The sequence below is a fragment of the Pleomorphomonas sp. T1.2MG-36 genome, from assembly GCF_950100655.1.
Lineage (GTDB): Bacteria > Pseudomonadota > Alphaproteobacteria > Rhizobiales > Pleomorphomonadaceae > Pleomorphomonas.
Genome location: NZ_CATNLY010000054.1, coordinates 1 through 23178, shown reverse-complemented (window position 1 = coordinate 23178; position 23178 = coordinate 1). Strand labels below are relative to the sequence as shown.

The window sequence follows — 23178 nt, the reverse complement described above, 5'->3', positions numbered from 1 at the left end:
TCAGACAGGAGCGGATGTTCGACTAAATCGAACGCTTCAACAATCCGAAGCGGCTCCGCTTGACGATCGGCTATCTCTGCCCCATCGAGTTCGAACGAGAGGCCGAATTAGCTTAGGATCGTGTCCACGAAACAGGCTGCAGCTCATGTTTCACGCACAATACGCGCTGCAATCCGAACCTATCTCATTTTGAGCAATGATTCGCATAATAAAGATTATGGAATGTGATCGGCGTTTCTTCGCTGCGCCTGTGCGGCAGCACCCGTTTGCGTTGGCATGGGCGAAAAGGCAACTTCCGCAGCCGACCGAAATGGGCGGCTGCGGACCGCCGAATAGGGAAGCTCATGAAGCCGAGGACGTGAGGGACGGAGTGGTCGTCGAAATGCAGGCCTGATAGGCACGGCTCGCCCGACCTACATCCTACAAAATCCCGGTGATCAGCCGGTCCAGTCGAGTTCCCTCCCGAAAAAGGAAACGGATCACGATCGCAGCCATGAAGCCGGTTGCCGCTCCTCCAAGCACGTCGCTTACATAATGCGTACCGATGTAAATTCGCGAGAAGCTCACTAGGAAGGCGGCGGCGAGAAACCAAACTCCTAGGCGGCGCATTCGGTGAATCAGAAAAGCGGCGGCGATCGCGAATGTCGCGGTGGCATGATCGGACGGGAAGGATGGATCTGCGCTTGGGGCGATTAGGAGATGACTGACGCCAGCATCGTAGGGCCGGATACGAGGAACCAGCAGCAGGATCAGCTGATTGACGGCAAGGCCGAGTAGAAATGAAAGGCCGGTGGCAACGAGCACGTGGCGAGTGTTATCCCGATCCCCCCGCCGCCACCATTGCCCGGCAACTGCCAAGACCAGAAGCGGAACACCGATTGCTGAAACTGACAGCGTTACAAAATCGACGGGGGCGTAGACTCCGGCAAGGCTGTTGATGGTGTGAGTGAGGAAGGTATCCAGATCGTACATTTGCAGTTCCTATTGGTATTCTGCGGTCGGTAAGTTAGCACGAGATGGGGGCTAGCTAGGTATCTGGCTTATCCCTCCGCCGCCTCCCAGGTGACGTCCATCGGCCAAGCACCGGACAACCATGGCACGGAGAAATGTCCGTAGAAAATGGAGAGCTGTTTCTCCGCAAGCTCGGGGTCAACATGCGCTATGCGCGCCAGGTAGAGAGCCGAGGCCAAACCGGAGCGGTCCGCTCCGGCCTTGCAATGAACCAGTAAGGGCTTGGGTGCCTCGGCCAGGGCTCGGATGAGAGCATCGACGTGATCTGGCGACAGCACCTCGTGATCCGACATTGGGCAGTCGATCAGAGTCAGACCGAGTTGCTCGGCGGCCTGGCGTTCGGCTTCGTACCACGGCGCCCCGGGCTGGGCGCCGCGCAGGTTCAGGATCGATCGGATATGCTCTTCCTTCTCGTAGAGGGCTAGCCGTTCTGGCGTTGGCTGGTTGGATCGGTAAAGCTCTCCTGCGACGACGCTGTGGAAGTTCCCGCTACGCTGAAGCTGCCAGAGATAGAGACCAAAACCGACAATGCCAGCCAGCAGTGCGAGTATTGAGAGGCGAAGAAGTTTGCGAAGGTTCATGAACATTCCCGCTTTGCACATCCCCTCACCGAGAGCGCCGATCCAAGAGCTGGGTTAATCGGCCTGTTCGGCTCCGCCCGCATCCTTCTTGATTGTCTGCTGGACCGCGGCCTCTCCGGGCAACTGCAATGTAACGCTCACAGTTTTGGCCGATTGCGTCGTCGCATAGATCGAGTTCGGATTTGCGCGGAGGTGCCCGGTCACACTGCCGTCATCGATATGAATCCGCGCGTCGCCATGAGCCGGAATGGTCAGTGCGGGATGGGCGATATATGCCTCCTGGGCACCTGTATCGACATCAGTCAGCGTATAGTAAAGCGTAAAACCTGACAGTGGCTTGGCGGCGTCATTGATCACCTGAATCTCGAGATGATCAGGAGCGTCCTTGTGACCGACCTGGTCAACGTTGTTTTCCACGAGAAGCTCGCCAATGTGGAATGACGCCGGGGATCCACCCGGTTGGATCGGGCTCGGCGCAAAGACAGGCGTCTTGTCGGCGAGGTCGTTCTGTCCGTCGCCATCTGTGTCGGGGTTCAGCGGATCGGTTTGCAGCAGCTTCTCGGCCGTGTCGGGCACGCCGTCTCCGTCGCTGTCGTTCCCGGCAGCATGGGCTGTGCTCGCGGCCAACATCATCAAGAGCGAAATCGCGGTTAGGTGTCTGGTCATTGTCAGTCTTCCTTGGTGAGACGATTGGGTTGGATTGGCCGCAGTAGGACAAGCCCGCTCAGGCCCAAGGCGAAAAGGAGGAGGAACAGCGCATCGCCACGCTTGTCGACCCAGATTACTTCCAGCGTCTTGCCGGTGTAGGTGTCCTTGATCCCGAGCACAGCGAAGGTGAGCCGCTCGTAATGCTTGGTAACGGACGAGATCTCGATGCCGTTGCGTACCGTCTCGTAGGTGGCAAAGCCCCCCTTGATCCGATCCTGCTCGACCTTCGGGATGGCGAGCTGGGCAAAGACGCCGCCGACGACCTGATTGTCAGGGTCGAGCGTATCGCCCACCTGAGGCGCGATCAGTACGACCAGAAGCCAGAGCGCGAAGGCGTAAAGCAAGCCGCTTGCTGGGCTTTTTAGCCAGAGACTGAGGGCAAATCCCACGGCAAAGATGCCTGTTAGGTAAAGCAGGGATCCGCCCCAAATCAACGCAAGCCGCAGCAAATCATCGATTCCGAGCCCGACACCTGAGCCGGTTGCGAGCACCAGGGCCGAAGCGCCAAAAACCGCGATCAGGACCACGGCCACCAATCCGGCACCCCCCAGAAGCTTTGCGGCGAGAAACTGCCAGTTGCTCAACGGTCGGGTCAGGATCAAAGCGAGCGTCTGACGTCCGCGCTCCTCGACGGCGGCACGATACCCGGCGATCAGGGCGATCACGGCGCCCATGATCTCGATCTGCTCGATTGTGCCGCGCATCAGCTTGAACGGATAGAACTCGGGCGCGGCGATTGTGCCGAGTTCCTTGCCAAGGGCGAGCAATTGCTCCTTTGCCATCATGTATGTCGCGACGTCGGTGCGCATCGCGATCGTCCCTGTGACCAGCGAGATCAGCGCCGCCGTTCCAAGGGCCAGGGTCGCCACCAGAAGGAAACGATCGCGCAGGGCGATGCGGGCGTCCTTGAGCGAGATGATCGCGACGGCGGAGAGGGTGCTAAGCATTGGGACCTCCCTTGGTCATGTCGAGCTTGAGGCAGCTGTTCAGCGCAAAGGCAAACGCTGCTGCCCCGGCAAGGATCACAACGACGAGCGGCGGCACAGCGCCCCGCGGGGGCAATCCGACGGGCAGATAACCGAGGAGTTCGGCGCCTAAATACTTGTAGGCCTCGGCTAGCGAGATCGGCCCGAGCAGTGTCGCGCACCAGTCGAAAACTAGTGTTTGCGGCGCTGGAGCAAGGGCAGAGACCGGATTGATCGCAGCAGTTGGCAGAATGTTGCCGGTCAGTGCCGGCATTACGAATGTTAGCGTCAGCCACAGCACGGCCGGGACCAAAAGTCCCGCGGTTTCGCTTTGCGCCCGGGCGCTCGAACCGATCGCGACCAGTCCGAAGGTCATCATGTAGAACCAACCGAGCCCGAAGAAGGCCGCGAACCGTACCCACTCGGCGACGCTGACATGGATCGACGGCAGGACCAGAAGCGTCAGCGCCCCGACAAGAGCGGCCAGTCCGATCTGCCCGCCTAGGCCTTTGGCCAGGGCACCAATTTTGCCGCGCGCATAGTCGAGACGGTCGAGCGGCCGCGTACCTATCAATGGCAGAACACCTGCGCGGCGGTCGGCCTCGACCATGCGGTAACCGAACACGATGGCCGAAAACACCCCGATCAGGCTGATGTAGATCGTCAGATTTCGCAATAGCTCCAGGGCGGAACCCTGCGTAACCGGGTTGGGCGGGATTGGCTGACCGTTACTTGCGAACCAGCCCCTGGCGCTTGCATAGATGCCGTCGACGGTGATTGTAGCCGACCAGCCGAGATAGGCCGAAGCTAGAACAAGCGCCGCGAACAACAAGGCGATCATGATGATCGTGCGTTCGCGAGCAAGCGCGGCAAGAGCATGCCTTTCGATGATGGTTGAGGGCCTCATGCCGCGTCCTCCCGTCCGGGCACAACGCTGAGATAAAGCTCTTCCAACGCCGCTTCATCGCCGTAACGCGCGCTAACCGCTTCGATCCGGTCGTGGAATACCAATCGCCCGTGTGACAGCACTCCGATAGAGGTACAGCTGCGCGCCACCTCGCTCAGCACATGAGTGTTCATAAAAATGGTCATGCCGTCGGCATTGAGCCGCTCGATTACCTCTCGCAGCATTCGTACGCCCATGGGATCGAGCCCGGAGGTGGGCTCGTCGAGGAACAACACCGATGGGCGATGTACGATCGCCTGGGCCAGGCCTACGCGCTGTCGCATACCTTTGGAAAAGGTACTCAATCGGCGGTCGGCCAGCTCACGGATATGCAGGAAATCCATGACTTCCTCGACCCGCTCATGCGCGTCCTCGATCTGAGATAACGAGGCGAAAAAGCGCAAGTTTTCGCGTGTGCTCAGCGTATCGTAGAGGCGCACATTCTCCGGCAAATAGCCGATCTGGCGGCGAAGCTGGACAACGTTGCGCCTGGCGTCACAACCGGCGACGCTCGCCTCTCCTGAACTTGGTTCGAGCAGGGTGGTCAGGAGCTGGATCGTTGTGGTCTTGCCCGCACCATTATGTCCCAGAAAGCCGAAGACCTCGCCTTTGGGAATATCGAGATTGAGCGGATGCAGCGCAATGAAGTCGCCATAACGGCAACTTAGTTTGCGTGTGGAGATTGCCAGTGTCGTTTCGGCCATCGAACCCTCCGTTGGAATGGAGGCAGACTGGCAGATCCATCCGAGGAACACCTCTTCTGGATCATACAAATCCGTGAGATTTGGAATTACCGCAAAGGCCTCCGCCCTCCGCGTACGAGAGGACGAAGGCCTGGGATAAGGCGTTGGATTTACGAGGAGCGGCGGCGATAGAACGTCATCGCGCAGACCGTTACGGCGATCACCGTCAGAAAGCCGAGGCTGGTGGGAATCGTGCCGAAGCCCATCCCACCGTAGTCGGCCGGTTGAGACAGCAAGTCGCCCAAAGAGGCACCGAGTGGCCTCGTGAAGATGTAGCACAGCCAGAAGGCCCAGAGCCCGTCGAGCTTCAGGGTAAAATAGCCGCTGGCAAGCGAGGCTATGATCAGGCCGAACAGTGTCCCCGTCGCCAGATAGCCAAGCCCGAATTGTTCAGAAACCAAGTCGCCGGCCGCCGTGCCCAAGGCGAATGTGAACAGGATCGCCAGCCAGTAAAAGCCTTCACGCCGGGCCGTGAAGACCTCGTGGATCGAAAGCGTTCGCTCAGAAGCGAACCATGTCGCGAACGTGCCGGCCAACGCCATCATGAAGACAACCGTCGAATCGATCAGCGGCACTCCAAGATTGTCAGTCAGATTGTCGGTCACAAGCGTGCCGACAATCGAAATCAGTACCACGGCTGCCCAGTAGACTCCGGGCACATAGCGGCGCTGTGCGAATTGCCAGCACAGTGCAATGACGAGGATCATGCACATGATCAGCGTCGTCAGCGTCAGGCCGAGGCCGAGATTGACCGCCAAGTAATCGGCGGCCGTCTCGCCCATGGTTACCGCCATCAGCTTGATAAGCCAGAATGCAGGCGTCGCTTCAGGCACGCGGTTGGGCTGGTTGGGCTCGATTTCGCGAGCATCAGCTTCGAGAATGTCTTGATAGGTCATCGGGGCCTCACTTGTTGAGTTGAGCCAAAGCTTGAGCGGCAAAGGCATCGGCGTGGGCATCGTCGTCGGCATTGCATCGCTCGACCGCCTTCGATTGGAGATCAGCGATGGCCGGTGACGCGGTGCTTTGCCCGAGTTTGGCTCGAACCTGTCCGATCATCTCCTCGCAGGGCAGCGGATGCCCCGAGGCATCCGTTACGCCGACTCCAGCGACTTGCTGAACCGGCCCTGTGGCTTTCGGTTCGGGCGCAGCCAGCACCTGCTGTAAATTGGCAAGTGCCGCATTGATATTTTCCGGGTCCGGCTTGCTGGCCCGTAACGCGGAGAAGGCTTGATCGGCCGCGCCGTCCACCATTCCCCAAGCGGCCGGATCAGCCTTACGCAAACGCGACGCATTGTCGTCCCACAGCGTTTCCAGATCGGTGATGCGGCGTTCTGCCGCGGTAAAATCGCCGGATTTGGCGATCGCTCGCGTGCTGGCGACAATGGTACTATAGGCCGACAGATCGCCAAGACCCGGACCGCCTTGTGCCTGCTGGGGTGCGGCAAGCAGGCTCGTCTCGACCAGCGTGAAGGCGGCGACGGGTATGGCGATCAGCGCGGCGGATAGGAGTAGATTTCGCATGCGGTGTTCCTTCGTATGAACTGCGATGGGCGTCCTTCGAAGGAATGACCGAGCGGGAGCGTTTTTTCCTCTCGGGGGACTTACAAATTCGTAAGAACCCGCTGGATCAATTGAGCGTGATCAGCAGAAACGGAGCATTTATTGGTCACGCTCACTGTAATTTCTGTCATGCACGTCAGAGATGAGATTTCCTAAATTGGACAGGCGTTACAAAAAAGTCAGAAGCCAAACAGGAAAGCATCGTCCTGCCATGACATTATTGAAGAGATCTAGGGGATGGCGCGATGAAAGTTCTTATTGCCGAAGACGATACAGCGACAGGCGAGTACCTATGCAAAGGCCTGATAAGAGAGGGGCACTCCGTTGATCTGATCGGCGATGGACGTGAAGCGCTTTCACAGGCTACCGCGCAGACCTATGACCTGCTCATTCTCGATCGAATGATGCCGGGGCTCGACGGGTTGGTATTGCTCAAGGCGCTCAGAACGGCTCAAATTGCCACACCGGCAATTCTGTTGACAGCAATGGGCAGCGTCGAGGACCGGGTCACCGGGCTCCGTGCGGGAGCAGACGACTACATGGTCAAGCCCTTCGCCTTTGTTGAATTGCTGGCAAGGATCGACACGATTTTTCGGCGCCCTGCACTGCGCATGGAGGTGACTGAGCTGGTCCATGGCGATCTGCGCCTCGACCTTCTATCGCGGGAGGCTTGGCGAGACGGACAGCGCATTGATTTGCAACCGCGTGAATTCATGCTGCTGAAGCATTTCATGGAGCGTCCCGGCCGAGTGCAAACAAAGACTATCCTGCTTGAGGCTATCTGGGATCTGCATTTTGATCCCAAGACCAGCGTGGTCGAGACGCACATCAGCCGGCTGCGCTCCAAGATCGATAAGCCCTTTGCGAAGCTCTATCTGACGACCCTTCATGGGATCGGTTATGTGTTTGAATCGGCATGAAAAATCCTCTTACGTGGTCGATGCGCTTTGCCATCGCGATTTCCGCCGTTTTCGCACTGGCCGCTTTGTTCGCGGGCGGTCTGTCCTACGTGATGCAATCGGAGGAAATGCTGCGTCGCCTACAGGCTGACGTTCGTGCCGATACCGAAAGCTTGGCTCTGGGCGTAAAGGACGGCGACATACAGGATCTGATCGACCAGATCACCGCCCGCATCGCCGTGATCCGCGACGGCTCGCAGATTGTCGCTTTCATCCCGGCAGATGGTTCGACACCGCAAGGCAACGCACGAATTGCTGCCCCATTCGATGGAGTGCGCCATCTCGTGCCAGGCAAGGATTTCGTCCTTGTCACTCCGCCCATCGATGATTTGCCCGATAGTTACGTCGCCTACGGGATGCATCTGCCGGAAGGTTGGATCATGACCGGACGAGACGATGCCTGGCAACGCGAGCAGACCGAAATCCTGCTGAACAGTTTTGGCTGGGGGCTTGGTCTTGCACTGCTCCTATCTACCGGCTTTGCGGTTTTCATCGCACGCCGAACCGAGGTGCGTATTCGCCGAATGGAGAGTGTGCTGGAGGCGGTTGGTACCGGACGGCACGAGTTGCGTATCCACGATGGCGGCGAGGACGATGTCGCTCGCTTGGCACAAAGCGTCGATCGGGCATTAGACCAGCTTGAGGCGGGAATCGATGCGATCCGGCAGGTGTCGACCGATGTGGCGCACGACCTGCGGGCTCCTCTCGCCCGACTGCGGTTGCGGCTTGAGCCCATCGCACTCAATCAAGGTTTGCCTTCTGAAGCGAGGCGGGAAATCGGCAGCGCATTGGCGGACCTGGACCAAGTCTCAGAGACGTTTGACGCCATCCTGCGCCTGTCACGCATGCAGGCAGGTACGGTCGAGATTGCCAACGCACCTGTCGATCTCGCCTCACTATGCCGAGATATCCATGAAGTCATGACTGCCAGCGCCGAGGATATGGGGCATAGCTTGACGCTCGATTTGCCGGAGCAGGCGATAGTAGCGGGTGACCGCGAACTACTGACTCAAGCGGTCGTCAATTTGACCGACAATGCGATGCGGCATTGCCCCGTACCAATCAGAATTACACTTGCCGTTCGGAAACAGGGCGCGCAGATCCTACTATCCGTGTTGGACGACGGGCCAGGCATTCCCGAACCGGAGTTGGCACGTGTCCGTGAGCGATTTGTTCGGCTGGACAGCAGTCGCAATACACCCGGCAGCGGTTTGGGACTCGCTCTCGTAGAAGCGATCTCGAAACTGCATCGTGCCGATTTTGTACTTGAAAATGCGAGCCCCGGACTTCGTGCCACTCTCGTCTTCGAGATACCGGAACAATGAGGATCGACAGAACGAAGCTTCGATCGGTCATCAAAGTGAGTGCCAGCGGGTATCAACTTTCCGCCCGGTCAACCCGCCGAAGTCCTCTGCCCAAGGAAAGCCAAAGCTCTGCATGACGCGGCAGAACGGCCCATTGAAAGTTGATTTCTAAACTCATGAATTATAGCGTCGCCTCGTCAGGCCATCGGCGGTTTGACCGTGGACCATTGGTGCGAGGATTCTATGCAGATCATTTCTCGGCTTTTCGCCGGCGCCGTGACGCTTGGCGCAGCCTTCATTTCTACCTCAGGCGCGTCTTCAGCCCAGGAATCTGACGAAATTGTTGTCTATAACGCACAACATGAAAGCCTGACCCAAGCTTGGGCCGATGGTTTCACCAAGGATACGGGAATCAAAGTGACGCTGCGCAACGGCGGCGACACGGAACTTGGCAACCAGCTAGTCGAGGAAGGCGCGGCGTCGCCGGCCGACGTATTCCTGACGGAAAATTCCCCGGCAATGGCACTGGTGGATGGCGTCGGCCTGTTCGCTTCCGTAAATCCGGACACTCTGGCCCAAGTGCCGGAGAATTTTCGTTCAGCTACCGGCCACTGGGTCGGTATCGCGGCGCGATCGACCGTGTTCGCCTACAACAAGCAGAGGCTGACGGAAGAGCAGTTGCCCAAGTCCATTTTGGATTTGGCAGGCGCGAACTGGAAGGGGCGTTGGGCAGCGTCTCCGTCAGGCGCGGACTTCCAGGCCATCGTCGGTGCCATGCTGGTACTTAAGGGAGAGGACGTCACTGCATCCTGGTTGAAGGCGATGAAGGACGGCGCCGTCGCCTATCGCGGCAACGGGGCAGCTATGAAGGGCGTCAATGCCGGCGAAGTAGATGGAGCGATCATCTACCACTATTACTATTTTGGCGACCAGGCCAAGACGGGTGAGAACAGTAAAAATATAGCGCTTCACTATTTCCGGGGCCAGGACCCCGGGGCTTTCCTCAGCACCTCGGGCGGTGGCGTGTTGGCTTCCAGTAAGCACCAGCAGCAGGCGCAAGCCTTCCTGAAGTGGATAGCCGGACCGGCCGGGCAGGCGGTGTTGCGCGACGGCACTTCCTTTGAGTACGCCGTCGGGACCGGAGCCGACTCCAATTCCAAGCTGGTGCCGATCGCCGAGCTGCAGATCCCGACCGTGGACTCCTCCAAGCTCAATAGCTGGAAGGTGACCGAGCTGATGACCGCAGCAGGTCTGCTCTAGCTCGTCGTTCGCCTCGGTTTCGGTAAAGGTGAGGTCTCACCTTGCCTGAAACTACTCTGGGGCGCCGATCCGATCTTCCGGATCGGCGCCCCAGACTCTCGTTCAGTGAGTGCTATCATGTCGCCTCTCGTCTCATTCCGGTCAGCAATTGCCGGGGTAGCCCGATCGGCCGTGCCCGACGTGCAAGACGCGGCTCTATCACTAGGCTTGTGAGTCCCACCGTGACGCAGTCGTCCCACCCCCTCCCCAGCCAACGAGCGGACGTTGCTTCGTCGTGGAGCGCTTATCCCACAGCATCGAACTGCCGACGGGGTAAGCGTTCCATTGGCCTGCTGTTCATTGCTGCGCTGGCCATCTCGCTCTTCTCTCTGCTGCCGCTCGGCTTTGTCGTCTGGGTCGCCATCCAGACCGGTTGGCGGATTGCTTCAGCGATGATTTTCCGTCCACGCGTTGCGGAACTGCTGGTCAATACGCTGCTGCTCGAAGTCTGCGTCATTCCGCTGTCCATTTTACTGGCGGTAGCGCTTGCCTGGATGACGGAGCGCAGCGACTTGCCGGGCGCCCGCATGTGGGCGTGGCTGGCCATCGCGCCACTGACGATTCCCGCCTTCGTAAACAGTTACGCCTGGGTTAGCCTTGCCCCGGGTTGGCATGGTCTTGGCGCCGCGACGTTGATTTCCGTCCTAGCCTACTTCCCGTTTCTCTATCTGCCGATTGCCGCCCAGTTGCGCCGACTCGATCCGGCGATGGAGGATGTCGCCGCCTCGCTCGGCCTTGGTCCCGTCCGCGTCTTTCTGCGCATCGTAATGCCGCAATTGCGACTCGCCATTTGCGGCGGATCGCTGCTGATCGGCCTGCATCTGCTCGCCGAATACGGACTTTTCGCTCTCATTCGTTTCGACACCTTCACCACTGCCATCGTTGACCAGTTTCAATCGACCTATAACGGTCCGGCCGCCAACATGCTCGCCGGCGTATTGGTCATCTGTTGCCTAGGCCTGTTGGTCACCGAATCCGTCGTACGCGGCAACGAGCGCTACGCGCGGCTCGGCCCTGGCGCCGCGCTAGTGCCGCCCCGATACAAACTCGGCAAGGCAACGACGCCCTGCCTGCTGGTACCGGTCACGACAGCCGTCTTATCGCTCGGGGTGCCATTCTTCACTTTGGGCCACTGGCTGTTGCTGGGCGGTGTGGACGTCTGGCAGATGGACCGCATCGGACCGGCGCTCGCAGCCACAGCGGCCCTGGCCGCGACCGGCGCGATGGTCACCACGCTTGCCGCAGTTCCCATGGCGTGGCTATCAGTTCGCGCCCCGAGCCGCGCACAGCGCGTTGCCGAAGCCTGCCACTACTATGTTGGTTCACTGCCCGGCGTAGTCGTCGCGCTTGCTCTTGTTACCGTCACCGTCCGAGTAGCGCTTCCACTCTACCAAACCGCAGCAACACTCGTGCTCGCTTATGTCCTGCTCTTTCTGCCGCGCGCTCTGGTTGGTCTGCGCGCCAGCGTCGCCCAGGCACCGGCCGAACTGGAACAGGCGGCAATGTCCCTCGGGCGACCGCCTTTCCGAGCCATCTGGCAGACTACGATGCGGCTCGCGATGCCAGGCGCCGCGGCCAGCATGGCCCTTGTCGGCCTCGGTATCACGACGGAACTGACCGCCACCTTGCTGTTGTCGCCAAATGGCACGCGTACCCTTGCAACCCAGTTCTGGTCTCTCACGAGCGAGATCGACTATGTCGCCGCAGCGCCCTACGCGGTGATGATGGTGGTCCTGTCGTGGCCGCTCGCCGTCATTGTCCACACACAGTCCAAGCGCGAGGTCCGTCGATGAGCTGTCTGAGCTTACGGGGAGTCGGGAAGCGATATGAACGGGTCGTCGTGCTCGACGATATCAACCTCGACATGTCGCCCGGCAGCCGCACGTCCATTGTCGGCCCCTCAGGATCGGGTAAGACTACACTTCTACGGATCATCGCCGGCTTTGAGGCACCCGATACCGGCGATATCGATCTTGACGGCCGGGAGTTGGCAAACGGATCGACCATAATTCCCGCCCACCGGCGCGGGATCGGTTTCGTGACGCAAGACGGATCGTTGTTTCCGCATCTCAGCGTAGCTGACAACATCGGATTCGGCCTCAAACGTGGTACGCCGGGGCGTGATCGCCGCATTCTCGACCTGATGCGCGCCGTGGATCTAGACACTCGCATGCTGGAAAGGCGGCCACATCAGTTGTCCGGCGGGCAACAGCAGCGCGTTGCGCTCGCCCGGGCACTGGCACGCCAACCGAAGCTAATGCTTCTCGATGAACCTTTTTCCGCCCTCGACACAGCCCTGCGGGAAAGCACGCGCAAAATGGTGACTGACGTGTTGCGCAACGCCAATATAACCACGGTACTGGTTACTCACGATCAGGCGGAAGCACTGTCCTTTGCCGATCAGGTCGCGGTATTGCGCAACGGCCGCCTAGCCCAGGTCGGATCGCCTCGGGAGCTCTACCTCTCGCCACGCGACGCCGAAACGGCAGTCTTCATGGGCGATGCCATCATCCTGCCAGCAAGGCTGGGCAACGGATGGGCCGATTGCGCCCTCGGACGCGTAAGGGCTGAAACCGGCCAACGGCGGGGAGACGCCGTGATTATGATCCGTCCGGAGCAAATCCGCTTCGTTGCCGCGGCCGACGAAGGATCGGTGGAGACGGGTGGCCTCCTGTCCCGGCACGGACGCGTAACGGCCGTCGAATTCGGTGGCGCCACCGCCCTGGTGACTGTCGGCTTTGTCGGTGCTGCACCCGGCACCATGGAGTTCTTGAGCATCAAGAGCTCAGGGGCAGAGTTGCCGGCTCCCGGCTCGACCATTCGCACGGAGATCATTAGCCAGGCTCACGTCTTCTGCGACCCGGCTCCTGCCTGTGAGCATGCTCCAAAGCTTGGCGAGCACCGAAGCATCGGGCCGAAGTGATCCGCTCGGTGGTCCGCGTGACACCATGTCGTCAGGCAAATGCCAGCCACAAGCCTAAAGTTATGGATTCAGCAGCGCCGCACCAAACAACAAACTCGAACAAGCTACAAAAAACGCCTTCACTATCGACGAGTTCGCACGTCGCCCTCAACGGCCGATCGCAGTGAGCGCAAGGGAGATCCATAAGTTCCTAATATCCGCTTCATGGCGCTCGTCCCCCAACCGCTGAGAGATCTACCCGAATTCCCGCTTCATTTGGCAGCGCAGGCGGCGTCCCGGGAGAACGCTCCGAAGGTTCTTCCGCCCTCTCAGCCGCCCCACTATTGTTCACCTCTCTGACGATAGACGGGCCTGGATCGGTCGCATTGAACACAGCCACCCCTTCGAAGACCCCAGTCTGCCAAGCTTCGATTGCATCGTCGAACACCTGAGGCAGAACGCTTTCATCGGCCGGATTGCCATACCATTTGAGCACGATCCGCCAGACCTTGCCGAAGAGCGCCGTTCCCAGCCGTAAGTTCGAACAAGCATCGAGCAGGTCGGGTGAAATTCCCGACGGATCCTTGCTACCGATCCCGACCGGGTACTGCGTGATACCAACCCGGACAACAGCTTGTCCGACATGAGCCCGGATGGTTGCCAGTGCCTCATCCGGCGTTTTCGCTGCGGGCACCAAGACGATGCGGTTTCCACTCCTGACCGTGATGCTGAGTGGATCGGTCGATCCGACGGTCTTGACGAAGGTCTCGACAATGGCGGGTCTGAGGGAGGGATCGGCGCAACGGTGGATGAGATCGGCATCGATGGGCATGGCAGGAACTCCTCTTCAGCCTCAACGGTTGAAAGCGGTGACGAGTGGTAGATCAAAGAGCCGCGCCCAGGCCTCGACACTCGCCCGCTGGATCGCAGGAATGGAAGTGTCTTTCGCCCACCAGCCATTGGCGATGGCAACGATCCGGTCGGGGCGATGGAAGGCCGATTGCAGAACTGGCCAGACGAGAAGCTGCTCGTAGCAGATGAGCGGCGCGATCCGCTGACCGGCAACCTCCACAACGGGAGCGCCGAAAAGCGTTGCCCGAGCACCCCCAGTGAGACCGAGCCACGGTCGCCAAGGCTGCCACATGGCAACCGGCACTGGCATCCGCTGACGGTAGAGGACCTTTGCACCCGCTCGGTCGAGCGCGACCATGACGGTATCGTAGCCTTGAGTGTCGATGACGGCGGCTCCGGCAATCACCGTGATGTTGAGATTGGCCAGAGCCTCGCCCAACAGATGCTCCGCGGTCGGGGTCAGGATGCCAAAGGCACTTTCCGGAAGAACGATGACCTTCGAGCCGCCCTCGGCTTCGTTCCGGACTTGGGCGATCAACGATTGCTGCTGGTGGAGTGTGTCGGCCCGCCCAAAAGTCGCTCCGGCTGCGGTATCGATACCCCGCCACTCTCCTGACGCTGGAGAGCCATCCCCTGATTCGGCTGCTATGCCGGTAAGAACTCCGGCCGACAGGGCAATCGCGAGGGCCAATCGCGTGGCCATCAGGCAAAGGCCAAGCGCCGTTGCCAATAGCCCCCACCATCCCCAGTGGGGAAGTAGCATGCCGGCGGCCGTGATCGGATGAGCCCAACCGGTGATGCCGAATGGCGGAACGGCCGTCAACACCATGGCTACGCCATAGTGCCCCGCCCTTCTCCAGCCTTTGCGCGCCGTCCAAGCCAACCCATGAATGATGACAAAGGGGACCGAGCCCGCGATCCAGAACAGGAAGCCGACCGAGACCGATGAGCCGAAGAACGCCGCCGCGCCCTGCGGAAGCCCTCGCGACGCCGCCAGGAAATATCCAGCCGAAGCGGCCGCGGCGACCATCCGGCATTGCGCCGCCGCCCAGAGCGCCGGAAACAGAACGGCGACGGGCAATGCCAGCACCTGGCCACTCCAAGCTGTTCCACCGACAATGCAGGCAGCAGACACCAGAACGACCGACCGGATGTGAATCCAGCGCCTGGAGGGCCTCAGATCATAGCGCGCCGATAGAGGTAAAGGCGAGGATCGGCCGCGCAAAGCCGAGGAGACCTGTGTCGGGAACCGGCCCGAAATAGCGGGAGTCATAGGAGCCTCTGAATTGCGAGTGCAGGAAGAACTGGCCGGGCGGGACGACGCCACCGGCCCAAGGCGAGAGAGTCCGACCTTGGCCGTCCCTTGAGCTGAGCCGCGAGTGCGGCAGCGGAACACCGTCGATCCTGACGTTGGCACCAACGGCTATGTTCGCGCCGGCAATTGCCGCGACGACCTTGATGAGCGGGGCCGCGCCACCGGGGCACGTCCCCTGCCAAAAATATCCCCGCGCCAGCCCGAAATCCGACAACGCGCCCGATGACGGACATATGAAGACCAGATCGCCGACAGCGACAGGCCGATCAGGCGTGACAACCTGCCAGAGGCCAAGTGGCTCGCTCGGGGTCAGATTGATGCGCAGACCGGCCAAAATCCCCACGCCGACAAACGCGGCCATGAGCGCCAGGCCAACGCCAGAGATGGTGAGGACGCGTCGCCGGGTTTGCTGCCGACGCTTCTCTCCGTTCGGCCTCTCCGCTTCACCGCGTTGCTTGGCGGCCAGACAAGATGGCCGCACCGGCATGTCGTCGGAGACTCCCACTGCCCCGCTTCCTGGAAAGACCGTCATTGCAGCCTCATCCCTCTCGATTGCGAAAGGGTCTGACGCTGGGCCTCGCGGAGGCCCTCGGCCTCCTTTGTCCGCTGCGCGCCGGCAAGCTGTTGAATGGCTCTGAGGTCGGCCCAAGCGCCTTTGAGGTCTTGCCGTTGATCCGGGCTCAGACCGTTCGACAGTTCCCTGGCTGTCTCGCCATCGCTGTCTCTTGCTGCGAGCGGCAGGAAGGTCCGTTCTCCGAAGCGTTCGTCAACAGCCTTGGCGAACCCCTCCAGTTCGGCCGCGATCATCCTGTCCTCAAGGGCGAACCCGAGCGCGGCGGGAAGGTCGTTGCGGTCGATGGCATCGCGAATGCGCTCGAGCGTCTGGCGCGCTCCCATCGAGAGTGCCGGGATATCGACTGCGGCCTTCAGCCTGGTGGCGCGTTCTTCAGCCTCGTAGCGATGTTCCGCCTCGGCCCGAAGCCGCAACCAGGTCTCGAGGTCACGGGTGAGCGCCGGGACGTTGAGCGCGGCGTGCTCGCGTGCCTCCCGCTCTGACCGTCCGGCAAACAGCCCCGTCCCCCCCTTCAAGGCTCCAAAGCTGTTGGGTTGGTCCTGGAGCTTTGCCAGGGTAGCCGCGGCCGTCTCGCGGTTCGCCATCATGGCGTCGACATCGACCTTGGCGAAGGCACTTTCCGGATCGGCGAAGACGAAGTGGAAACGGGAAGAGACCTGCTCCCATTGCCGCGAGAGGACCGGATCGGCGATGAGCCGATCATCGACCACCTCGGGAACCGATTTGGGATGCGCGGATGTGCCGGCGACCATAGGCCTTGCCTCCTTGGGCGTCTCCGTTGGGGTTTGCTTTTGGTGGACAACGAGACCGAGGCGCTGGCCCGCGGCGACGAGTCGGGCGCCGAGATCGACGAGCCGATCCGTTTGCCGGACGGTCCAGCGGAGCTTCTCGGCAACGAGAGTGCGGGCGACGCGAAGAAGGTCGAGGCCGCGCACCTCGGCAAAGCGGAGGCTAGCGCGATAGAACCGCGAGCCCGCGTAATCGAGGGTCGTTTCCTTCGCTCGCGCTTGCGACAGGATCTTCGTCAGCCCGCCGGCCTTCCGGAAGGAGAGTGCGCCATAGTAGAGGCCGACATCCTCGCGATGGCGGGTCAGCGCCACATAGGTCAGATGCCGATCTAGCGAGAGCGTGGCCAGCACCTTGACCCGGTCGACAGTCGCACCTTGAGACTTGTGGATCGTCGTCGCATAGCCATGGTCGACGTTGGCGTAGAAACGCTGGTCAACCTCGACACGGCGACGGTGTTCGCTCTCCCCCACCATGGCAGCAAACCAGCCGGGACGGGCTTCTACCACGTGGCCGATCATGCCGTTCTTGACGCCGAGCGATCCCTCGTTCCTCAGGAAGACGATCTGGTCGCCGGCGGCGAACTTGCGAACGCCGTCGTCGGTCTGGAAGGCCTGGCCTTCTGCTACCAATCCACGTTCGATCAGCCTGGTGCGCGCCATGTCGTTGAGCGCGCGGACATCACGTCGCAGATGCGCCAGGATCAGCGTGGACTTCGCGGGATCATAGTCACGATTCCAGTCCTCGATCAGCGCGGCGACAGCGTCGGCCTTGAACCGGCTCGGGTAGAGCATGCTGTTTGCTTCGTAGGCCCTTAGCGCCTCGGCCATCCGCCCTCTTGCAAAATCGAACGAAGCCTCCCGCATCCACGGCTCGCGCTGGCGATAGATGGTCTGAAGCTCGGCATAGCCGGTGCGCTCGGTAATGGCCCGGAAGGCCGCCCCCGCCTCGATCGGCTGGAGCTGATCGGGATCGCCGACCAGCACCAGCTTGGCACCTGTTGTGACGACGCTTTCCACGATGAGCGCCATCTGGCGGGATGAAACCATGCCCGCTTCGTCGAGCACGAAGATCGTCCTGTCGTCGAGTCTGTCGCGGCCCTTGCCCCAGGCCAGCTCCCACGAGGCGAGGGTGCGTGAGGCAATGCCGGCCTCTTTCTCCAAGCCTTCGGCGGCCTTACCGGCTAAGGCGGCACCGACCACGCGATAGCCCGCCGCTTCCCAGGCCTCGCAGCCGGCTTTCATCATGGTGGTCTTGCCGGCACCGGCGCGCCCAACCACGGCGGCAAGCCGTCCCTCAGATGCGACATGGGCAATCGCCGCTCGCTGCTCGTCCGACAGACGGTCATGGCGCTCGAAGACGGAGCGGAGCATCTTGTCCGGAACGCCGTGCGACGAACGACCGGATAGCCATTGGGCGCGGCTCACCATACCCGCTTCGATCTGGATCAGCTCACGTGTCGAGTACTTGGCAGGCTTGCGCTGGCCGGAACCGAAGGCGACCCGCTCGTTCTCAAGCTTTACGACATCCGGGCTCTGGAGGATCCGTACCATCAGTTGCTGGAACGTGCCGGCATCGTCCACATAGCGATGCAACACCTTCGCCACATCGCGCACCGTGAAGACGCTCATTTCGCGGGAGACGAGATCCAGCACGATCTCGGGGCGGCGCAGGATGCGGGCCTTGTTCTTGGCGCGACCTTCTTCATGCAGCGCCACGCGTTCGAGCTTGGGCGACCAGCCGACCGCCTTTTCTTTCCGGTCGATCGCCTTGGCACCGACACCAATATGGGCGGTCGGCACGAGGTCGATACCGCGCTCGGCATAGGACCGGCCATCGACGCGGATGTCGAGACCGGCAAGGGCCAAATGCTTGTTCTGGAGAGCGAGCCAACTCTCGCGCTGTTCAAGGAACTCCACCTTTTCGCCCGACCACAGGCGATAGGCGATCTTGCCCGCTTCATTGCGCAGGGGCTCGCCTGTCTCTCCGAGGACAGGAACTTTCTTCGATCCGAAGTCATTCTCCGTCAGGGGCCGCAACGTGGTCATCAGATGGACATGGGGATTGCCCGGTTCGTCGTGATAGACCCAATCAGCCACCTGCCCTCGCACCAACACCTGGGCTCCGACGAACTCTCGCATCAGGGCAATGTTCTGATCGCGCGTCAGCTCCACCGGCAGGGCGATGATGAATTCCTTGGCGAGCTGCGCGTCATAGCGCTTCTCGAAGGCCTCGACCGCATTCCAGAAGGCTTCGGCCGCTTCCGCCACGGAACGGTCGGCAATCAGCGCGCGACACCATTCCGGCGCGTCTGGCGGCAGCAGGAATTCTTCATGGGCGAGACCACGCTTTGCCGAGTAGTCGACCACCCGACCCTCCACCTCGTGCACCATGCGAGCACAATGGCGATAGGCGGCCGACAGCACGGCACTGCGGCCCTGGCTGCGCGAGATCAGTTGCGGAGTGAAGTGGGTGATGGCCAAGGCGGCAACGGCTTCCGGAGGACTGTGGAACACAAGACGTTCCTCGAAAGCGGCGGGTGCGGCCCCGCCGGGCTGAGAGCCCTCGGCCAAGGTGGAAAAGCAGGGCGTCGTGACAGCGACGTATTACTGCGCCCTTGGACCTTTCCTTCGGAACGGCCGGGATGATTGTCCAAAGCGTCGGCACTGCCGACTAGCTTTTTTATGAGTGGCCGCAAGCGGCCGTTTTCCAGATGCTCCGCTTCAGCCAGACAGGCAGGCGACAGGCGGAGGCTCAACCGGAATGAAAAAGCCCTCATCGAAAATCCGTGAGGAAATCGCCCGGCTTCAAGAGCAGTTGAGAGCGGCGGAGACCCGTGAGGCCGAGCGCATCGGCCGCATCGCCCTCAAGGCCGGGCTTGGCGATGTCGAAATCGACGAGGAAGCGCTGCTCGCTGCCCTCACGGATGTGGCGGGGACGTTTCGGCGCGGGAGCAATGAAGGTTCAACCGGGAAGAAGAGGACCGCACATGAACCCTCGCCGGGAAGTCTGTCGTCCCCGGCGCTCGCATCTCAAACGGCTCTACCAGCAACTGGCGAGACTGACGCGCATGGCTGAGGCACAATCGTCCGAGGCTCGCAAAAAGGACACCCGAGAGAAGATCGCGCTCGGTGGCCTCATCGTCAAAGCCGGCCTGCGCTATGAAAGCCGCGCCGTCCTCCTCGGCCTGCTGATTGATGCAAGGAAGCGTCTCAACGGCAACGAGGTCGAGCGCGAACGGCTGACGGTGTTAGGGGCGGAGGCCTTCAGCCATGACGCCTCATAACGTTGCCCCGAGGCTCGTGCTGTTCATCCTGCCACTTGGTGTGATGATCGGCGCGCTCGTCGGCTTGACGGGTATGTCGCCTGGATTGGACCAGATCTTGGCCGCATTGGGCAAAACAACAGCGCAGCAATTGCTCCTTTCGCGGATCGGGACGGGCCTCCCCTATGGCGTCGTCGTCGCCGTCGGCATCATCACCCTCTTTGCCGCCGCCGGATCGGTGAACATCAGAACGGTTGCCTCAAGCGTTTGTACCGGCAGTCTGGTGGGCACAGGATGGGCCATCACCTGCGAAGTTCTGCGGCTTCAGACGGTTCCCCCCGCACACGCGTGGCTGTCCAGTGTCGATCCCGCGATCGCAGTCAGCATCGTACTTCTGATGATCGCGTTGATCTTTTCCATGCGCGTCATTGTGAAGGGCAATGCCGCCTTTGCCTCATCGGCCCCGAAGCGCATTCGTGGGCGGCGGGCCCTGCATGGCGACGCCGACTGGATGAAGCTTGACCAGGCCGCCTGCCTCTTCCCCGAAACCGGCGGCATCGTCATCGGCGAGCGCTGCCGTGTCGACAAGGACAGCGTTGCCGCCCTGCCCTTTCGCTCGAAGGACCGCGCCAGCTGGGGAGCCGGCGGACGCATGCCGCTCCTCTGCTTTGATGCCTCCTTTGGCTCGTCGCACGGCATCGTCTTTGCCGGGTCCGGCGGCTTCAAGACGACCTCGGTGACAATCCCGACCGCGCTCAAATGGGGCGGCACGCTCGTCGTGCTCGATCCCTCCAACGAGGTCGCGCCCATGGTGGTCGATCACCGACGTCGGGCTGGAAGAGCCGTCCATATTCTCGATCCAAAATCGCCAGATACCGGCTTCAACGTGCTCGATTGGATTGGCCAGTTCGGCGGCTCGCGCGAGGAAGACATCGCCGCCGTCGCCTCCTGGATCATGAGCGACAGCGGACGGCAGACCGGCATTCGCGACGACTTCTTCCGCTCCTCGGCATTGCAGTTGCTCACGGCCCTCATCGCCGACGTCTGCCTGTCCGGCCATACCGATCCGGCGCACCAGACCCTGCGCCAAGTGCGGGCCAATCTGTCCGAGCCCGAACCCAAACTGCGGGAGCGGCTCCAGAAGATTTACGATCTCTCCGGCTCCACCTTCGTCAAGGAAAACGTCGCCGCCTTCGTCAACATGACGCCCGAGACGTTTTCCGGTGTCTATGCCAACGCGGTCAAGGAAACCCACTGGCTGTCCTATCCCAACTATGCCGCGTTGGTGTCTGGATCGAGCTTTCGTACGGACGATCTCGCGAGCGGACGCACCGACGTCTTCATCAATCTCGATCTCAAGACGCTGGAGACCCATGCGGGGCTCGCCCGGGTCATCATCGGAGCCTTCATGAATGCGATCTACAATCGCAACGGCGCCATTGAGGGGCGCGCGCTGTTCCTGCTCGACGAGGTGGCGCGTCTCGGGTTCATGCGCATTCTTGAGACTGCCCGCGACGCTGGCCGCAAATATGGCGTCACGCTCGCCCTGCTCTTCCAGTCCATCGGGCAAATGCGCGAGACCTACGGCGGCCATGATGCCGCCAGCAAATGGTTCGAAAGCGCCAGCTGGATCTCGTTCGCCGCCGTCAACGATCCCGAGACCGCCGACTATATCTCGCGGCGCTGTGGCACCACGACCGTCGAAATCGAGCAGGTCAGCCGCTCGTCGCAAAATTCCGGCTCGTCACGCACGCGGTCTAAACAACTCGGCTCCCGCCCGCTGATCCAGCCGCACGAAGTCCTGCGGATGAGAGCTGACGAACAGATTGTCTTCACCGCTGGCAATCCGCCGCTTCGTTGCGGCCGTGCCATGTGGTTCCGGCGCGATGACATGCGGGCTTGCGTGAGAGAGAACAGGTTCGAGAGAGAGTGACGGTGAGCCCGAAGGAATAGCCTTTTATGCCTCCCGGTCGAGCACCGCCTGATGGAACTCGCGACCCATCACGGCCATGAATCGACGTCACCCCATCGATTCAAAACTGTCGTTGGACGCGATGGCGTCGATTGGCGATCCTTGCCGCCATGACCGCCGCTCCTCGCCATCTCTACATCGAACGCCGAGATTCCACCCGCAACATGGCGCGCTTCTACGCGCTGTCGATCGAGCCAACGCTGTTCGGCGATGTCTGCCTGACACGGCGCTGGGGCCGCATCGGCACGCGCGGCCAGATGAGGGCAATGAGCTTCTCGCACGAGGACGAGGCGCTGGCGCAGTTTGCCAGGATCCAGCGCCAGAAGGCGAGCCGCGGTTATCGCGAGTGCCTCACCTAAACCTGTTGACCTCGGTCGTCATCTTGCGGCGCGCCACGAAGGCACGCAGCAAGGGCAGAAAGAATGCCTTGCTGAAGCTGCCGAGCGGCGGCGCCGGCTCCAGGTAGAAGGACTGGCCGATGATGTCAGTGTTGTACTCGTCGAGGATAAGCCAGAGGCGCATGTCGGCATCGAGGCCTGCCCGGCGCTTTTCGATGGGCGGAATCTCGGCGGCGAACCGGGACGCTTCCGGCTCCTTGGACGTGATGGGAAAGAACAGGATCAGATCACCGCTCTTGCGGGCGAGTCGAACGCCGACCGCGACGGGTCGGTCTTTGCGTCCCTCCGTCTCACCCGCCTTGGCTTGGCGCGCCCAGAGATAAGCATAGCGAAGGACGACACCGGTCTGGAGCTGTTCGAAGCTCATGACCGCGAGGGCTCGTCTTCGCGCGCATAGGCTTCGACCGCCGTCTCGAACTCGCTCAAGAGATCATCCGGCATGGTCTCGATCGTTCCGACCGACCGGGTGTCAGAGCGCTTCAGCAGCTTCTGGTAATCCTCGATATTGAGGATCACGAGGCGCGGCTTGTTGCGCTGGGTGATGGTGACTGGCCGGCGCAAGGCCTCGGCGATGATGTCGCCGGATTTTCGCGACAGGTCGCTCGTCGTATAGGATGATGTGTCAGCGGGCTGCATGGCGGCATCCTCGATCTTGTATTTCATCATATACAGCATTTCTGTATTTATTGGAAGCGCCTCAGCAAGATGACCGAAGCCGACTGCCGGAAGCGCCCATTGGGTAGATCGACACAGCTGACTTCGCCCAGGGGCGCCGGCTCCGCCACCAAAGGCGGAGCCATTTATGCCGGGGTGTCAGTCCCTGTTGGGGCGGGACCAGATGAGCTGGAAGCCGGTCTCGCCGTCGACTTCGGAGAGCGTCGCGTAGATGGGAGCGGGGAAGCTCGGATCATCGAGCTTGACCGAGAGGTAGTCGCGGTCGGTCTGGTCCGAGCGCTTCTGCCAGGCAGCACCCAGCTCAACATTATGTGGTGCACCACATAACGTGGATTATGCGGAGAGCGGGATTATGTGGAGTGT

General features: G+C 61.1%; 23 protein-coding genes and 1 pseudogene. 9 read left to right on the top strand and 15 right to left on the bottom strand.

Annotated elements, in window-relative coordinates; all coding sequences use genetic code 11:
- Positions 1–420 precede the first annotated feature (420 nt).
- The 8 genes from QQZ18_RS23350 to QQZ18_RS23315 form a co-directional block, all read right to left on the bottom strand.
- Positions 421–972 carry a phosphatase PAP2 family protein gene (locus tag QQZ18_RS23350; RefSeq protein ID WP_284543530.1) on the bottom strand — a complete coding sequence of 184 codons (552 nt, stop codon included), beginning with the start codon at positions 970–972 and terminating at the stop codon, positions 421–423.
- A 68-nt stretch (positions 973–1040) separates the two neighbouring features.
- The gene (locus QQZ18_RS23345) at positions 1041–1592 is read right to left on the bottom strand and encodes a fused DSP-PTPase phosphatase/NAD kinase-like protein (protein WP_284543528.1); all 552 of its coding nucleotides are present in this window, start codon (positions 1590–1592) and stop codon (positions 1041–1043) included.
- A gap of 54 nt (positions 1593–1646) precedes the next feature.
- Entirely contained in the window at positions 1647–2258 is a 612-nt protein-coding gene (locus tag QQZ18_RS23340) for a hypothetical protein (protein WP_284543526.1), read from the bottom strand.
- Positions 2259–2260: 2 nt separating this feature from the next.
- Entirely contained in the window at positions 2261–3247 is a 987-nt protein-coding gene (locus tag QQZ18_RS23335; RefSeq protein ID WP_284543524.1) for an ABC transporter permease, read from the bottom strand.
- Positions 3240–4172, bottom strand: a complete 933-nt coding sequence (locus QQZ18_RS23330; protein WP_284543522.1) for an ABC transporter permease — start codon at positions 4170–4172, stop codon at positions 3240–3242. Before QQZ18_RS23330 ends, QQZ18_RS23335 begins: the two co-directional genes overlap by 8 nt.
- Complete coding sequence (locus QQZ18_RS23325; protein ID WP_284543521.1) at positions 4169–4915, bottom strand: ABC transporter ATP-binding protein; 747 nt, start codon at positions 4913–4915, stop codon at positions 4169–4171. The genes QQZ18_RS23330 and QQZ18_RS23325 overlap by 4 nt, the downstream gene beginning before the upstream one ends.
- Before the next feature lie 149 nt (positions 4916–5064).
- Positions 5065–5850 carry a COG4705 family protein gene (locus QQZ18_RS23320; RefSeq protein ID WP_284543520.1) on the bottom strand — a complete coding sequence of 262 codons (786 nt, stop codon included), beginning with the start codon at positions 5848–5850 and terminating at the stop codon, positions 5065–5067.
- Positions 5851–5857: 7 nt separating this feature from the next.
- On the bottom strand, positions 5858–6475 hold the full coding sequence (locus QQZ18_RS23315; RefSeq protein WP_284543519.1) for a hypothetical protein: 618 nt from the start codon (positions 6473–6475) through the stop codon (positions 5858–5860).
- Positions 6476–6759: 284 nt separating this feature from the next.
- On the opposite strand from QQZ18_RS23315, the gene QQZ18_RS23310 reads away from it, so the two are divergent.
- The 5 genes from QQZ18_RS23310 to QQZ18_RS23290 all read left to right on the top strand — a co-directional run bounded on the left by QQZ18_RS23310 (position 6760) and on the right by QQZ18_RS23290 (position 12999).
- Positions 6760–7434 (top strand): response regulator transcription factor, encoded by a 675-nt coding sequence (locus QQZ18_RS23310; RefSeq protein ID WP_284543515.1) that lies wholly within the window; start codon positions 6760–6762, stop codon positions 7432–7434.
- Positions 7431–8798, top strand: a complete 1368-nt coding sequence (locus QQZ18_RS23305; protein ID WP_284543513.1) for a sensor histidine kinase — start codon at positions 7431–7433, stop codon at positions 8796–8798. Before QQZ18_RS23310 ends, QQZ18_RS23305 begins: the two co-directional genes overlap by 4 nt.
- Positions 8799–9020: 222 nt before the next feature.
- Positions 9021–10037: an iron ABC transporter substrate-binding protein gene (locus tag QQZ18_RS23300; protein WP_284543511.1), complete on the top strand. Its 1017-nt coding sequence runs from the start codon at positions 9021–9023 to the stop codon at positions 10035–10037.
- Positions 10038–10360: 323 nt separating this feature from the next.
- On the top strand, positions 10361–11869 hold the full coding sequence (locus tag QQZ18_RS23295) for an ABC transporter permease (protein ID WP_284543642.1): 1509 nt from the start codon (positions 10361–10363) through the stop codon (positions 11867–11869).
- Entirely contained in the window at positions 11866–12999 is a 1134-nt protein-coding gene (locus tag QQZ18_RS23290) for an ABC transporter ATP-binding protein (protein ID WP_284543510.1), read from the top strand. The genes QQZ18_RS23295 and QQZ18_RS23290 overlap by 4 nt, the downstream gene beginning before the upstream one ends.
- A gap of 202 nt (positions 13000–13201) precedes the next feature.
- On the opposite strand, the gene QQZ18_RS23285 is transcribed toward QQZ18_RS23290, so the two are convergent.
- The 4 genes from QQZ18_RS23285 to traA are packed head-to-tail and all read right to left on the bottom strand — an operon-like array spanning position 13202 to position 18988.
- Entirely contained in the window at positions 13202–13810 is a 609-nt protein-coding gene (locus tag QQZ18_RS23285) for a TraH family protein (RefSeq protein ID WP_284543509.1), read from the bottom strand.
- Positions 13811–13831: 21 nt separating this feature from the next.
- Positions 13832–15103, bottom strand: coding sequence for a conjugal transfer protein TraB (locus QQZ18_RS23280; protein ID WP_284543507.1), 1272 nt, complete (start codon positions 15101–15103; stop codon positions 13832–13834).
- Positions 15012–15650 carry a conjugative transfer signal peptidase TraF gene (gene traF, locus QQZ18_RS23275; RefSeq protein ID WP_342398943.1) on the bottom strand — a complete coding sequence of 213 codons (639 nt, stop codon included), beginning with the start codon at positions 15648–15650 and terminating at the stop codon, positions 15012–15014. The genes QQZ18_RS23280 and traF overlap by 92 nt, the downstream gene beginning before the upstream one ends.
- A gap of 23 nt (positions 15651–15673) precedes the next feature.
- Positions 15674–18988 carry a Ti-type conjugative transfer relaxase TraA gene (gene traA, locus QQZ18_RS23270; protein WP_284543639.1) on the bottom strand — a complete coding sequence of 1105 codons (3315 nt, stop codon included), beginning with the start codon at positions 18986–18988 and terminating at the stop codon, positions 15674–15676.
- A 280-nt stretch (positions 18989–19268) separates the two neighbouring features.
- Here traA and traC point away from each other — a divergent pair, with 280 nt between their 5' ends.
- From traC to QQZ18_RS23250, 4 genes are all read left to right on the top strand, one after another.
- The gene (gene traC / locus QQZ18_RS23265; RefSeq protein ID WP_284543505.1) at positions 19269–19583 is read left to right on the top strand and encodes a conjugal transfer protein TraC; all 315 of its coding nucleotides are present in this window, start codon (positions 19269–19271) and stop codon (positions 19581–19583) included.
- Positions 19576–19791, top strand: coding sequence for a type IV conjugative transfer system coupling protein TraD (traD, locus tag QQZ18_RS23260; RefSeq protein ID WP_284543504.1), 216 nt, complete (start codon positions 19576–19578; stop codon positions 19789–19791). Before traC ends, traD begins: the two co-directional genes overlap by 8 nt.
- Positions 19778–21703: a Ti-type conjugative transfer system protein TraG gene (traG, locus tag QQZ18_RS23255; RefSeq protein WP_284543502.1), complete on the top strand. Its 1926-nt coding sequence runs from the start codon at positions 19778–19780 to the stop codon at positions 21701–21703. Before traD ends, traG begins: the two co-directional genes overlap by 14 nt.
- A 131-nt stretch (positions 21704–21834) precedes the next feature.
- Positions 21835–22101, top strand: coding sequence for a WGR domain-containing protein (locus QQZ18_RS23250; protein ID WP_284543500.1), 267 nt, complete (start codon positions 21835–21837; stop codon positions 22099–22101).
- On the opposite strand, the gene QQZ18_RS23245 is transcribed toward QQZ18_RS23250, so the two are convergent.
- The 3 genes and pseudogenes from QQZ18_RS23245 to QQZ18_RS23235 all read right to left on the bottom strand — a co-directional run.
- On the bottom strand, positions 22094–22507 hold the full coding sequence (locus tag QQZ18_RS23245; RefSeq protein ID WP_284543499.1) for a hypothetical protein: 414 nt from the start codon (positions 22505–22507) through the stop codon (positions 22094–22096). The genes QQZ18_RS23250 and QQZ18_RS23245 overlap by 8 nt on opposite strands.
- Positions 22504–22776, bottom strand: a complete 273-nt coding sequence (locus tag QQZ18_RS23240) for a type II toxin-antitoxin system prevent-host-death family antitoxin (protein WP_284543496.1) — start codon at positions 22774–22776, stop codon at positions 22504–22506. Before QQZ18_RS23240 ends, QQZ18_RS23245 begins: the two co-directional genes overlap by 4 nt.
- 177 nt (positions 22777–22953) lie before the next feature.
- Positions 22954–23124 (bottom strand): annotated as a pseudogene (locus QQZ18_RS23235) (DUF736 domain-containing protein); the annotation flags it as partial.
- Between the last annotated feature and the right edge of the window lie 54 nt (positions 23125–23178).

Bases quoted from the DNA above. Each gene is read 5' to 3' on its own strand.
- QQZ18_RS23245 (WP_284543499.1), bottom strand. From the start codon at position 22,507: ATGAGCTTCGAACAGCTCCAGACCGGTGTCGTCCTTCGCTATGCTTAT.
- QQZ18_RS23340 (WP_284543526.1), bottom strand. From the start codon at position 2,258: ATGACCAGACACCTAACCGCGATTTCGCTCTTGATGATGTTGGCCGCG.
- QQZ18_RS23325 (WP_284543521.1), bottom strand. From the start codon at position 4,915: ATGGCCGAAACGACACTGGCAATCTCCACACGCAAACTAAGTTGCCGT.
- traC (WP_284543505.1), top strand. From the start codon at position 19,269: ATGAAAAAGCCCTCATCGAAAATCCGTGAGGAAATCGCCCGGCTTCAA.
- QQZ18_RS23305 (WP_284543513.1), top strand. From the start codon at position 7,431: ATGAAAAATCCTCTTACGTGGTCGATGCGCTTTGCCATCGCGATTTCC.
- QQZ18_RS23280 (WP_284543507.1), bottom strand. From the start codon at position 15,103: ATGACTCCCGCTATTTCGGGCCGGTTCCCGACACAGGTCTCCTCGGCT.
- QQZ18_RS23335 (WP_284543524.1), bottom strand. From the start codon at position 3,247: ATGCTTAGCACCCTCTCCGCCGTCGCGATCATCTCGCTCAAGGACGCC.
- QQZ18_RS23300 (WP_284543511.1), top strand. From the start codon at position 9,021: ATGCAGATCATTTCTCGGCTTTTCGCCGGCGCCGTGACGCTTGGCGCA.
- QQZ18_RS23310 (WP_284543515.1), top strand. From the start codon at position 6,760: ATGAAAGTTCTTATTGCCGAAGACGATACAGCGACAGGCGAGTACCTA.
- QQZ18_RS23285 (WP_284543509.1), bottom strand. From the start codon at position 13,810: ATGCCCATCGATGCCGATCTCATCCACCGTTGCGCCGATCCCTCCCTC.
- QQZ18_RS23315 (WP_284543519.1), bottom strand. From the start codon at position 6,475: ATGCGAAATCTACTCCTATCCGCCGCGCTGATCGCCATACCCGTCGCC.
- QQZ18_RS23350 (WP_284543530.1), bottom strand. From the start codon at position 972: ATGTACGATCTGGATACCTTCCTCACTCACACCATCAACAGCCTTGCC.
- QQZ18_RS23290 (WP_284543510.1), top strand. From the start codon at position 11,866: ATGAGCTGTCTGAGCTTACGGGGAGTCGGGAAGCGATATGAACGGGTC.
- traG (WP_284543502.1), top strand. From the start codon at position 19,778: ATGACGCCTCATAACGTTGCCCCGAGGCTCGTGCTGTTCATCCTGCCA.
- QQZ18_RS23320 (WP_284543520.1), bottom strand. From the start codon at position 5,850: ATGACCTATCAAGACATTCTCGAAGCTGATGCTCGCGAAATCGAGCCC.
- traD (WP_284543504.1), top strand. From the start codon at position 19,576: ATGGCTGAGGCACAATCGTCCGAGGCTCGCAAAAAGGACACCCGAGAG.
- QQZ18_RS23240 (WP_284543496.1), bottom strand. From the start codon at position 22,776: ATGCAGCCCGCTGACACATCATCCTATACGACGAGCGACCTGTCGCGA.
- QQZ18_RS23345 (WP_284543528.1), bottom strand. From the start codon at position 1,592: ATGAACCTTCGCAAACTTCTTCGCCTCTCAATACTCGCACTGCTGGCT.
- QQZ18_RS23330 (WP_284543522.1), bottom strand. From the start codon at position 4,172: ATGAGGCCCTCAACCATCATCGAAAGGCATGCTCTTGCCGCGCTTGCT.